We start from the raw sequence: 12,314 nt of genomic DNA, 5'->3' as shown, positions 1-12,314 counted from the left end.
CCGCACCCACCACAACGCCGCGGGCCCCGAGCGAAAGATTCGCTCGGGGCCCGCGGCGTTGTTCGGCGTTCCGCTAAGGAAGCTGTGCGGCGCGGGACTCCGCGCGCGACTCACGGCGGTTGTCGCGGAAGGTGTTGACCCTCCGGGCCGTCGCGAACAGCGGGATCATCGCGCCCAGGACCACCTGCAGGGAGCAGCCGGTCTGCAGCAGCAGCTGGCCGCCGGGGGCGTCCAGTGCCCAGGCGGCGAGCATGCCCATGCTGAGCACGATCCAGCTGAGCATCGCCACCGCGAGCCGCCCCCGCGGCTTGGGGTACTCGACCCGGCTCACCATCAGCCAGGCCACGCCGATGATCGCCAGCAGCGTCGGCAGGAACGGCAGCTCCAGCAGGACGATGGCGACGACGGTCAGGGCGCCGAAGGGGCTCGGCATGCCCTGGAAGATGCCGTCACGCAACGTGACACAGGAGAACCGCGCAAGTCGGAGCACCACCGCCAGCAGCACCACGACCGCCGCGACGACCGACACCCGCTGGTGCGCGTCCTGGGCGACCATGCCCCAGGTCACCACGAAGTACGCGGGCGCCAGACCGAAGCTGATCAGGTCGGAGAGGTTGTCGAGCTCGGCCCCCATCGCCGAGGCGCGCAGCTTGCGTGCCACCAGTCCGTCGAAGAGGTCGAAGACCGACGCGAGCAGCATCAGGATCACGGCCATCGCCGCGCTGTGCCGCGCCATCCCGCCGTCCTCGTTGCCCGTCAGGTGCGGGATGAGGACCCCGGTGGTGGTGAAGTACACGGCCATGAAGCCGCAGATCGCGTTGCCGAGGGTGAGGGTGTCCGCTATTGACAGCCGCGTGGACAGCGGCATGTCGTCCTCGTCCTCGTCGGTCTCGGGCGCCCAGCCCGCCTGTGTTTCAGGATCAATCACGGTCAAGGCGTGTCACCCCCGCGGTGGTGGCCTGGCCGACCTCGACCGCTGCCTCGACGCCCTCCGGGAGGTAGACGTCGACCCGCGAGCCGAAGCGGATCAGGCCGATCCGTTCACCCTGCTCGACCTTGGTGCCCTGGGGCACGTAGGGGACGATCCGGCGGGCCACCGCGCCGGCGATCTGCACCATCTCGATGTCGCCGAGCTCGGTGTCGAAGTGCCAGACCACCCGCTCGTTGTTCTCGCTCTCCTTGTTGAACGCCGGAACGAATCCGCCGGGGATGTGCTCCACGGAGGTCACCGTGCCGGCCAGCGGCGCACGGTTGACATGAACGTTCAGCGGGCTCATGAAGATCGCGACACGAGTCCGTCCGTCCTTCCACGGCATGATGCTCTGCACCACGCCGTCGGCCGGGGAGATGACCCGCCCCTGAGCGATCTCCCGCTCGGGGTCGCGGAAGAACCACAGCATGCCCGCCGCCAGTGCGGTGGTGGGCACGGCAACGGCGGCCCAGCGACCCGACCGGCGGGACCGGGCGAGGCTGACCGCTGCCGTGGCAACGGTCGGCAGGAGCCACGGCGACGCTCCGCGCGCGAGGCGGACGCGACCGCGTGGTGCAGAGGATTGGCTGTGGGGCATGGATGACCTTCGTAGCGGAGGATGCCGCGTATGGATACGGGGGACGGCGGCTTTCCATGGATGCTATCGGTTACGAGCGGCAACTGGCCAAGAGCCAGAGCCAATCCGTGGCCGAAGAATGATGACGGGGTGTGATCTTCGTCTAGGCCAAACCGGCCCAAACTGGATGTTCACCCCTGGATCCGGTACTCCTCGAGTAGCCGTCGCCCAATGATCATTTTCTGGATCTCGGCGGTACCTTCACCGATCAGGAGCATCGGGGCCTCGCGGTAGAGGCGCTCGATCTCGTACTCCTTCGAGAAGCCGTAGCCGCCGTGGATGCGGAACGCGTCTTCCACTACCTCCTTGCAGTACTCGGAGGCCAGGTACTTCGCCATGCCCGCCTCAAGGTCGTTTCGCTGCCCCGAGTCCTTTTTGCGAGCGGCGTTAACCATCATTGCATGGGCCGCTTCGACCTTTGTCGCCATTTCTGCCAGTTTGAACTGGATGGCCTGGTGCTGCGCGATCGGCTTGCCGAAGGTGTGTCGCTGCTGCGCGTACGAAACACCCAGCTCGAAGGCGCGCTGGGCGACACCGCAGCCGCGCGCGGCCACATTGACCCGGCCGACCTCGACGCCGTCCATCATGTGATAGAAGCCACGTCCGGTCTCGCCGCCGAGTACCCGATCGGCCGGGATCCGCAGCCCGTCCATGATCAGTTCGGTGGTGTCGACGCCCTTGTAGCCCATCTTGTCGATCTTGCCCGGAATGGTCAGTCCGGGGCGCACCTCACCGAAGCCGGCCTCCTTCTCCACGAGGAAGGTCGTCATCGACTTGTGCGGCGCGGTGCCTTCCGGGTGGCCCTCGTCCGTCCGGCACAGCACCGCGACGAGGGTGGACGTACCGCCGTTGGTGAGCCACATCTTCTGGCCGTTGAGGACGTAATCGTCACCGTCCCGCACGCCCTTGGAAGAAATGGCCGAAACATCCGAGCCCAGTGCAGGCTCCGACATCGAGAAGGCGCCCCGGATCTCACCGGCCGCCATCTTCGGCAGGAAATAGTCCTTCTGCTCCTGCGTGCCGTGCTGCTTGAGCATGTACGCCACGATGAAGTGGGTGTTGATGATGCCCGAGACGCTCATCCAGCCACGGGCGATCTCCTCGACCGTCAGCGCATAGGTGAGAAGGGACTCACCCAGACCGCCGTACTCCTCGGGGATCATCAGGCCGAACACACCGAGTTCCTTGAGGCCCTCGACGATCTGCGACGGGTATTCGTCGCGGTGCTCCAGCTCCGTGGCGACCGGCAGGATCTCCTTGTCCACGAAATCGCGGACGGTGGAGAGGATCTCCCGCTGAATGTCGGTCAGACCCTCGGTCTGCGCGAGACGGGTCATGGCTACTTCTCCTTCTTGGCCGGCGGGGCCTGCAGCTCCGGGCGGCCGGGCTGCTCGCCGCCGCGCTCCTTGATGTAGGTGGCCGTGGGGACCATGACCTTGCGCCGGAAGACGCAGACCAGGGTGCCGTCCTGCTTGTAGCCCTTGGTCTCGACGTGCACGATGCCGCGGTCCGTCTTGGAGCGCGAGGGCGTCTTGTCCAGCACGGTCGTCTCGCCGTAGAGCGTGTCGCCGTGGAAGGTGGGCGCCACATGCTTCAGCGACTCGATCTCCAGATTGGCGATGGCCTTTCCGGAGACGTCGGGCACCGACATGCCCAGCAGCAGGGAGTAGATGTAGTTACCGACGACGACGTTCTTTCCGAAGTCGGTGGTCTGCTCCGCGTAGTTGCTGTCCATGTGCAGCGGGTGGTGATTCATCGTGAGCAGACAGAAGAGGTGGTCGTCGTATTCCGTGACGGTTTTCCCCGGCCAGTGCTTGTACACATCGCCGACGGTGAACTCTTCATAGGTACGGCCGAACTGCATCGCGCTTAAGCCTCCGGGGCCTCGAACTTGGACGTGCGGATCATGCCGGCGGCCCGGCCCTTGCCGGCGACGACCAGCGCCATCTTCCGGCTCGCCTCGTCGATCATCTCGTCGCCGAGCATCGCGGAACCCTTGGCTCCGCCCGCCTCCGAGGTGTGCCACTCGTAGGCGTCCAGGATCAGCTCGGCGTGGTCGTAGTCCTCCTGGGAGGGGGAGAACACCTCGTTGGCGGCCTCGACCTGACCCGGGTGCAGCACCCACTTGCCGTCGAAGCCGAGGGCGGCGGCGCGGCCGGCGACCTCGCGGTAGCCGTCAACATTCTTGATCTGAAGGTACGGACCGTCGATCGCCTGTAGATCGTAGGTACGTGCGGCCATCAGAATGCGCATCAGGATGTAGTGATAGGCATCCGCCCCATAGCCGGGCGGCTGCTCGCCGACCACCAGGGACTTCATATTGATGGAGGCCATGAAGTCGGCGGGGCCGAAGATGATGGTCTCCAGGCGCGGTGAGGCACCGGCGATCTCATCGACGTTCACCAGGCCCTTGGCGTTCTCGATCTGCGCCTCGATGCCGATCCTGCCGACCTCGAAGCCCATGGTCTTCTCGATCTGCGTCAGCAGCAGGTCCAGCGCCACGATCTGCTGGGCGTCCTGGACCTTCGGCAGCATGATGCAGTCGAGGTTGGGGCCGGCGCCCTCGACGACCGTGATGACGTCCCGGTACGTCCAGTGCGTGGTCCAGTCGTTGACCCGCACGACCCGTGTCTTGCCCGTCCAGTCGCCCTCGTTCAGCGCTTCGACGATGTGCTGCCGGGCGCCCTCCTTGGCGAGCGGCGCACAGGCGTCCTCCAGGTCCAGGAAGACCTGGTCGGCCGGAAGGCCCTGGGCCTTTTCCAGAAAGCGCGGGTTGCTGCCGGGGACCGCGAGGCAGGAGCGTCGCGGGCGCAGGCGGTGCACCGGGGGGTGAGCCTGGGTCATGCGGGGACCTCCAGAGGGTCGAGCTGGTTCGCTTTCCGGATTTCGTCGACGATACGGCCGATGATCTCCGTAATACCGAAATCCTTGGGGGTGAAGACGGCCGCCACTCCGGCTTCCCGGAGGGCCGCCGCATCGGCGGAGGGGATGATGCCGCCGACGATGACCGGTATGGGAGGGCCGCCGGGCCCGGGAGTGGTGTCCACGCCGGTGCGGCGCAGCCGGTCCAGTACGTCCGGCACCAGCTCGGCGTGTGAGCCGGACAGGATCGACAGCCCCACACAGTGCACGTCCTCGGCGACGGCGGCCGAGACGATCTGCTCCGGGGTGAGCCGGATGCCCTGGTAGATCACCTCGAAGCCGGCGTCCCGGGCCCGTACGGCGATCTGCTCGGCGCCGTTGCTGTGCCCGTCCAGGCCGGGCTTGCCGACCAGCAGGCGCAGCTTGCCGCTGCCGAGCTCGGCCGCGGTCTTGGCGACCTTCTCGCGAACCGCGGCGAGCGGGCTGCCCTCCTCGGCGGCGACCGCCAGGGGGGCACTGGAGACGCCCGTAGGAGCCCGGAACTCGCCGAAGACGTCCCGCAGCGCCCAGGCCCACTCACCGGTCGTCACACCGGCACGTGCGCACTCCACGGTGGCCGCGAAGAGGTTGCCGTCGCCCGCCGCGGTCTTCTTCAGGACCGACAGCGCGTCCTGGGCGCGCGTCTCGTCGCGGTTGTCCCGCCAGTCGTGCAGCGCCCGGACCACCCGTGCCTCGTTGGCCGGGTCCACGGTCATGATGGCCGTGTCGAGATCCGCGGTGAGCGGGTTGGGCTCGGTGCCCTCGAAGCAGTTGACGCCGACGATCTTCTCCTCGCCGGCCTCGATCCGGGCCCGCCGCTCGGCGTGCGCGGAGACCAGCTGCGACTTGAGGTAGCCGGACTCCACCGCGGCCATCGCGCCGCCCATCTCCTGGATCCGCTCGATCTCGGTGAGGCATTCGGCGACCAGGGAGTCCACCTTGGCCTCGATGACATGCGAGCCGGCGAAGATGTCCTCGTACTCCAGCAGATCGCTCTCGTGGGCGAGGACCTGCTGGATACGCAGCGACCACTGCTGGTCCCAGGGGCGCGGCAGCCCCAACGCCTCGTTCCAGGCGGGGAGTTGCACCGCACGGGCGCGGGCGTCCTTGGAGAGCGTGACGGCCAGCATCTCCAGGACGATCCGCTGGACGTTGTTCTCCGGCTGCGCCTCGGTCAGACCGAGCGAGTTGACCTGGACGCCGTAGCGGAACCGGCGCTGCTTCTCGTTCTCGATGCCGTAGCGCTCGCGGGTGATCTTGTCCCAGATGCGGCCGAAGGCGCGCATCTTGCACATCTCCTCGACGAACCGGACTCCGGCGTTCACGAAGAACGAGATACGGGCCACGACATCGCCGAACTTCTCCGGCGGCACCTGCCCGGAGTCCCGCACCGCGTCCAGTACCGCGATCGCGGTGGACATCGCGTAGGCGATCTCCTGGACCGGGGTGGCGCCCGCCTCCTGCAGGTGGTAGCTGCAGATGTTGATCGGGTTCCACTTGGGGATGTGGGCCACCGTGTACGTGATCATGTCGGTGGTCAGCCGGAGCGAGGGTCCCGGCGGGAAGACATGCGTCCCGCGCGAGAGGTACTCCTTGACGATGTCGTTCTGCGTCGTCCCCGACAGCTTGGAGATGTCGGCGCCCTGCTCCTCGGCGACCACCTCGTACAGCGCCAGCAGCCACATGGCCGTCGCGTTGATGGTCATGGAGGTGTTCATCTGGTCCAGCGGGATGTCCTGGAACAGCCGTCGCATGTCACCGAGGTGGGACACGGGGACCCCGACCCGGCCGACCTCGCCGCGGGCGAGGACATGGTCGGGGTCGTAACCGGTCTGCGTCGGGAGGTCGAACGCGACCGACAGGCCCGTCTGGCCCTTGGCGAGGTTACGCCGGTACAGCTCGTTGGACGCTTCGGCGGTGGAGTGGCCGGCGTAGGTCCGCATCAGCCACGGACGATCCTTCTGACGCTCAGTCATATCAGGCCCGTATCTTCGTGGTCCGGAGTCCGAGTTGCCTCAGACGTTCCGGAACCGGTTGATGGCGTCGAGGTGCTTGGCGCGCATTTCTTCGTCGCGCACGCCCATCCCCTCCTCGGGGGCCAGTGCCAGCACGCCGACCTTGCCCTGGTGGAGGTTGCGGTGCACGTCGTACGCCGCCTGCCCGGTCTCTTCGAGGGTGTACGTCTTCGACAGGGTCGGGTGGATCTTGCCCTTGGCGATCAGGCGGTTGGCCTCCCACGCCTCGCGGTAGTTGGCGAAGTGCGAGCCGACGATCCGCTTCAGCGACATCCACAGGTAGCGGTTGTCGTACTCGTGGTTGTAGCCCGAGGTGGAGGCGCAGGTGACGATGGTGCCGCCCTTGCGCGTGACGTACACGGACGCGCCGAAGGTCTCCCGGCCGGGGTGCTCGAAGACGATGTCCACGTCCTCGCCGCCGGTCAGCTCGCGGATGCGCTTGCCGAAGCGCTTCCACTCCTTGGGGTCCTGGTTGTGCTCGTCCTTCCAGAACTTGTAGCCCTCGGCGTTGCGGTCGATGATCGCCTCGGCGCCCATCTTCCGGCAGATCTCCGCCTTCTGGTCGGAGGAGACCACACAGATCGGGTTGGCGCCGCCGGCCAGCGCGAACTGGGTGGCGTACGAGCCGAGTCCGCCGCTCGCGCCCCAGATCAGGACGTTGTCGCCCTGCTTCATCCCGGCGCCGTTCTGCGAGACGAGCTGGCGGTAGGCGGTCGAGTTGACCAGACCGGGCGACGCCGCCTCTTCCCAGCTCAGGTGCTGGGGCTTGGGCATCAGCTGGTTGGACTTGACCAGGGCGATCTCGGCCAGGCCGCCGAAGTTGGTCTCGAAGCCCCAGATGCGCTGCTCGGGGTCGAGCATCGTGTCGTTGTGGCCGTCGGAGGACTCCAGCTCGACGGACAGGCAGTGCGCGACGACCTCGTCGCCGGGGCCCCAGGCGTTGACGCCGGGACCCGTGCGCAGTACCACGCCGGCCAGGTCGGAGCCGATGACGTGGTACGGCAGGTCGTGCCGCTTGGTGAGCGGGGAGAGCCTGCCGTAGCGCTCCAGGAACCCGAACGTCGACACGGGCTCAAAGATCGAGGTCCACACGGAGTTGTAGTTCACGGAGGAGGCCATGACGGCCACCAGCGCCTCGCCCGGGCCCAGCTCGGGCACCGGCACCTCGTCGACGTGCAGCGACTTGCGGGGGTCCTTCACCTTGCTTTCGAGGCCGGCGAACATCTCGGCCTCGTCCTTGTGCACGGTCACCGCGCGGTAGGACTCGGGGATGGTCAGGCCGGCGAAGTCGGCGCTGGTGGTGTCAGGCGCGAGGATTGCGTCCAGGATTTCGTTCACGGGGTGCCTCCGGCGAAGCTCGTTGGGGAACGGCTTTGAGGGAACGTCGGGGGTGGTGCAGAGGTGGTGCCGTCGGTTCGGCCGGGGTGGCCCCGTTGCCGTCGCCTCTGCGGGGGTCGCAGAGCCGTCGGCCGCGGTGCCTGGCAGCGCTGGGTGAGCGCGGTGCCCAGCGGCAGCTGGGAGGTGCCTGTGACGCAGGCATCCGGGCGGACAGCCACATAGGGCTGGTGGGACAGCCGGCGTGCGTGGGTTCGCAGCACGCCGGCCGCCCGGACACCTTCAACGTATGACACCGCGTGCCAGGCGACAAGACACTGAGTGCCAAGAATTTCTCTCAGATGTCATCTGGGTGGCACGCATGAGCAAAAGACGGCCGATGGGAGGCCTGGAGGTGACGCAAAGAAAGGGGATATGCGCGCAGCGTGCGCAGGGAGGGCGTTACGCCATCCGGGTCGCGGCCCGGTCAGCCGAAGGGTGCCGGGCCGCGCTCGTGTCGTGACGGCCGAAGAGCCGCTACTTCCGCTCTGTGATCGCCTTGCGGATGGTGCGCATGACCTCGTCCAGCGGGGCGTCCGTACGGGCCACCGCGACCAGTACCTCGCCCTCCCGGGAAACGGCCGCCGGGGGGTTCTCTCCGCTGCCGGTGCGGCCCGCGCCGATGCCGGCGCCGAAGGTCTCCCGGACGATCTCGAAGGCATGGTCGAGCTGGGCCTCGACATCGCCCTCCGCGCCGGCCCGCAGCCAGCGCCGCAGCACATGGTTGTGTGCGGTGACCACGGCGGACGCCGCGACCTCGGCGAGCAGCGGGTCGTCGTCGCCCTCGCGGTGTGCGCCCTCGTCGAAGTGGCCCAGGAGATAGCGGGTGAAGAGCCGCTCGTAGCGGGCCACCGAGGCGATCTCGGCCTCACGCAGCGTGGGGACCTCACGGGTCAGGTGGTAGCGGGCCACCGACACGGCCGGGGAGGCCGCGTACATCCGCATGACCTCCTTGATGCCGCGGCAGACCGTGTCGAGAGGGTTCTCGTGCGGCGGGGCGGCGTCCAGGACCGCCTCCGCGCGGACGAGGGTGTCGTCGTGGTCGGGGAAGATCGCCTCTTCCTTGGAGCGGAAGTGGCGGAAAAAGGTGCGCCGGGCGACGCCCGCGGCGGCCGCGATCTCATCGACCGTCGTCGCCTCGTAGCCCTTGGTCGCGAACAGCTCCATCGCCGCAGCCGACAATTCCCGGCGCATTTTGAGCCGTTGGGCCGCCGCACGGCGGGTACCGGGAGTGGCGGCGTCGGGGTCGGAGGGCTGTGTACGAGCGGGCTGGGACATGTGGGGACGGTACTGCATATTTACGCGACCTGCGGCATGAGGTGCCACCTCCGCCCCGGTGAGCGGGGGTGGACCGCCGTCGGGTTCCAGCAGTCCACCCCATCCTCCCCCGGCCGGGCCGGGGTGCCGCCACGCGTCAGCGCCGGGCGTACTCACGGAAGCCGCGGCCGGTCTTGCGGCCGAGGCAGCCCGCGGCGACGAGGTGCTCCAGCAGCGGCGCCGGGGCCAGCCCGGGGTCGCGGAATTCCGCGTGCAGCACCTTCTCGATGGCCAGCGACACGTCCAGCCCGACCACGTCGAGGAGTTCGAACGGGCCCATCGGGTAGCCGCCGCCGAGCTTCATGGCGGCATCGATGTCGTCGAGCGTCGCGTAGTGCTCCTCGACCATCTTGATCGCGTTGTTCAGGTACGGGAACAGCAGCGCGTTCACGATGAAGCCGGCCCGGTCGCCGCAGTCCACGGGGTGCTTGCGGACCTTGGCGCAGACCGCCCGCACGGTGGCGTGGACGTCGTCGGCCGTCAGGACCGTACGGACCACCTCGACCAGCTTCATGGCGGGCGCCGGGTTGAAGAAGTGCATGCCGATGACGTCCTGCGGGCGCGAGGTGGCGCGGGCGCAGGCCACGACCGGCAGTGACGAGGTCGTGGTGGCCAGGACGGCGCCCGGCTTGCAGACCTTGTCCAGGGTCTTGAACAGCTCCTGCTTGACCGCCAGATCCTCCGCCACCGCCTCGACCGCGAGGTCCACGTCGGCGAACGCGTCCAGCGACCCGGCCGGGGTCACCGCCGCCAGCGCGGCGTCCCGGGCCTCGGCGCTCATCCGGCCCTTGTCCACCGAGCGGCCCAGCGACTTGGCGATCCTGGCTTTCGCCTTCTCCGCCTTCTCCAGGCTGCGGGCCGCCAGCACGACCTTGAAGCCCGCCTTGGCGAAGACCTCGGCGATACCGCTCGCCATCGTCCCGGAACCGGCCACACCGACGCCGGTGACGCTACGCCCGCCGGCCTGCTCGTCGGCGGCTGCCGGGCTCTCCGCGTCCGGCACGGCCGTGGCTCCGCCCGGCGCGTCGTAGGTGTAGAAGCCGCGGCCCGCCTTGCGGCCGGTCAGCCCCGCCTCGGCCAGCTGGCCCAGGATCGGCGCGGGGGCGTGCAGCCGGTCCTGGGACTCGGCGTACATCGCCTCCAGGACCGTACGGGCGGTGTCCACGCCGATCAGGTCTAGCAGCGCCAGCGGGCCCATGGGCAGACCGCAGCCGAGCCGCATCGCGGCGTCGATGTCCTCGCGGGTGGCGTACTTGGACTCGTACATCGCCGCGGCCTGGTTCAGGTAGCCGAACAGCAGGCCGTCCGCGACGAAGCCGGGGCGGTCGCCCACCGCGATCGGGTCCTTGCCCAGGTCGCGGGCGAACTCCGTGACGGCCGCGACCGCGGTCGGCGCGGTCAGCACCGAGGAGACCACCTCGACCAGCTTCATGGCCGGCGCGGGGTTGAAGAAGTGCACGCCGAGCACCCGCTCGGGGCGCGGTGAATCGGCGGCCAGCCGGGTCACGGACAGGGCGTTGGTACCGGTGGCCAGGATGGTGTCCGGCCGGACCACCGCGTCCAGCTCGGCGAAGACCTGCCGCTTGAGCTCGTAGTCCTCGGGCACCACCTCGATGACGAGATCGGCGTCCGCGGCGGCCTGCAGATCGGTGAAGGTACGGAACCGGGCCAGGGCGTCCCGGCGCTCCCGCTCCGTGAGCCGCTCGCGCTGCACGGCGCGGGCGGTGGCGGCTTCGAGGGCGGAGACGGCGTGGCGGGCCGCGGCCTCGTCGGTGTCGATACCGATGACCTCGCGGCCGGCCCGGGTCAGCACCTCGGCGATACCGGTGCCCATGGTGCCCAGGCCGATGATGGCGACGGTGGAAAGGGACAGCGTAGAGGCTTGAGTTGAGAGATCAGGGGTGGACTGAGGGCCCATCGCGAGACTCCTGAGGGTGTTCCCCTGAGGGCAGGGGAGAGGTGACGACTGAGGGGTATCCGCGCGGACGCGAGGCCTGCGATCGCAGCGGCAGAACGGCGGCGGAGAGCCGCGAGGAGCCGCAGCGCCATGGCAGCGCCGGCGGGGCGGGAGACGCGGCGGAAGCCCTGTCCCGGGGGCCCTGCCGTGTGCTCCGTACTGTGTCGTGCTGTGCCGAACCGACTTCACTCTGTGGCGGCTGCGTCACCAGGCCGCCCGAGCAGTGGTGCTGCTCGTTCCAGCAGGTTAACCGGTGAGTAACCAGAGCGCCAGGGGTAGCGGGGGTCACTAGGCTGTGGTGCAGGCCACGTCGCGGGAACCGGGGCGGCCCGGCGGGAGGGGAGCGGCAAATGGAAGAGGAATTCCACGAGTTGACCGACCGGGTGCGGGCCGAACTCCGCTCCCCACAGGATCTGGTCGCCTACGAGCGGTTACTCGGGCTGGCCCGCAAGAACACCCCGGCCGGGCGTGAGGAACTGGCCCGGATGCTGGTCGCCGTCGAACGCCCGCTGTGGGCCCGGGAGATCGCCGCCTTCGTCCTCGGCTGCGCCGGCGACAAGCGGGCCTTCGAAACGCTCGTCCTGTTACTGAACTACCGCGACCCGGTGCGCTGCGCCACCGCCGCGCATGCGCTGGGCCGGCTCGGCGACCCCCGCACCGCCCGCGCCGCGGCCGCGCTCGCCACCAACCCGCTGCGCACCGCCTACGCCCTGCACCCGGTCCGGCTGCTCGCCGAACTCCGCGCACCGCAGTCCGTACCCGCGCTGATCGCGACCCTGGAGCGGCTGCTGACCCCGCACAACCCCTACTGGCGGGTGGCGCTCGCCTGTGTCGAGGGCCTGGGCGCGCTGGGCGACCGGCGCGCCGTCCCCGCGCTCACCACCGCCGTCACCCATCCACGGCTGGCGGCCGCCGCGGCGGCGTCACTGGCGCGGCTGGGGGTGCACGAGGACATGACGGCGGCGGACGGACAGGGCGGCGGGGCGGACGGACAGGGCGGCGGGGCGGACGGGCAGGACCACGGGGCGGACGGCCGTGCAGCCCGCGGAGCGGACCGGGTCCCCGGGCCGGAGCGGGGTGCGGGGCCGGGCGGCGGTCAGGGGGTGTCCGGCTAGGCAGGCGTCCGGCCGGCTGCTGCCCGGC

The 12,314-nt window shown here is 69.2% G+C and carries 10 protein-coding genes; 1 reads left to right on the top strand and 9 read right to left on the bottom strand.

The window, feature by feature from the left end:
* Positions 1-73: 73 nt before the first annotated feature.
* The 9 genes from pssA to AB0C46_RS08775 form a co-directional block, all read right to left on the bottom strand.
* Positions 74-934 carry a CDP-diacylglycerol--serine O-phosphatidyltransferase gene (gene pssA / locus AB0C46_RS08815; protein WP_181018717.1) on the bottom strand — a complete coding sequence of 287 codons (861 nt, stop codon included), beginning with the start codon at positions 932-934 and terminating at the stop codon, positions 74-76.
* Complete coding sequence (locus AB0C46_RS08810; protein WP_127153886.1) at positions 921-1,568, bottom strand: phosphatidylserine decarboxylase; 648 nt, start codon at positions 1,566-1,568, stop codon at positions 921-923. Before AB0C46_RS08810 ends, pssA begins: the two co-directional genes overlap by 14 nt.
* A 170-nt stretch (positions 1,569-1,738) precedes the next feature.
* The gene (locus tag AB0C46_RS08805; RefSeq protein WP_362826845.1) at positions 1,739-2,944 is read right to left on the bottom strand and encodes an acyl-CoA dehydrogenase family protein; all 1,206 of its coding nucleotides are present in this window, start codon (positions 2,942-2,944) and stop codon (positions 1,739-1,741) included.
* A 2-nt stretch (positions 2,945-2,946) separates the two neighbouring features.
* Positions 2,947-3,471 carry a MaoC family dehydratase gene (locus AB0C46_RS08800; RefSeq protein ID WP_030079426.1) on the bottom strand — a complete coding sequence of 175 codons (525 nt, stop codon included), beginning with the start codon at positions 3,469-3,471 and terminating at the stop codon, positions 2,947-2,949.
* Between the two features lie 5 nt (positions 3,472-3,476).
* Complete coding sequence (locus tag AB0C46_RS08795; protein WP_362826843.1) at positions 3,477-4,451, bottom strand: CoA ester lyase; 975 nt, start codon at positions 4,449-4,451, stop codon at positions 3,477-3,479.
* Complete coding sequence (locus AB0C46_RS08790; protein WP_362826842.1) at positions 4,448-6,484, bottom strand: methylmalonyl-CoA mutase family protein; 2,037 nt, start codon at positions 6,482-6,484, stop codon at positions 4,448-4,450. The genes AB0C46_RS08795 and AB0C46_RS08790 overlap by 4 nt, the downstream gene beginning before the upstream one ends.
* Positions 6,485-6,523: 39 nt before the next feature.
* Positions 6,524-7,861 carry a crotonyl-CoA carboxylase/reductase gene (ccrA, locus tag AB0C46_RS08785; protein WP_362826840.1) on the bottom strand — a complete coding sequence of 446 codons (1,338 nt, stop codon included), beginning with the start codon at positions 7,859-7,861 and terminating at the stop codon, positions 6,524-6,526.
* Positions 7,862-8,374: 513 nt separating this feature from the next.
* A complete protein-coding gene (locus tag AB0C46_RS08780) occupies positions 8,375-9,175 on the bottom strand; it encodes a TetR family transcriptional regulator (RefSeq protein ID WP_362826839.1) in 801 nt (266 codons plus the stop codon).
* Positions 9,176-9,311: 136 nt separating this feature from the next.
* On the bottom strand, positions 9,312-11,132 hold the full coding sequence (locus tag AB0C46_RS08775) for a 3-hydroxybutyryl-CoA dehydrogenase (protein ID WP_362826838.1): 1,821 nt from the start codon (positions 11,130-11,132) through the stop codon (positions 9,312-9,314).
* Between the two features lie 389 nt (positions 11,133-11,521).
* Here AB0C46_RS08775 and AB0C46_RS08770 point away from each other — a divergent pair, with 389 nt between their 5' ends.
* On the top strand, positions 11,522-12,286 hold the full coding sequence (locus AB0C46_RS08770) for a HEAT repeat domain-containing protein (RefSeq protein ID WP_362826836.1): 765 nt from the start codon (positions 11,522-11,524) through the stop codon (positions 12,284-12,286).
* Positions 12,287-12,314 lie beyond the last annotated feature (28 nt).

This window comes from Streptomyces sp. NPDC048637 (assembly GCF_040650675.1).
In the GTDB taxonomy this organism is placed as follows: domain Bacteria; phylum Actinomycetota; class Actinomycetes; order Streptomycetales; family Streptomycetaceae; genus Streptomyces.
Note: the sequence above shows the minus strand (reverse complement) of the source record. Positions and strands in the feature narration are given on the sequence as shown.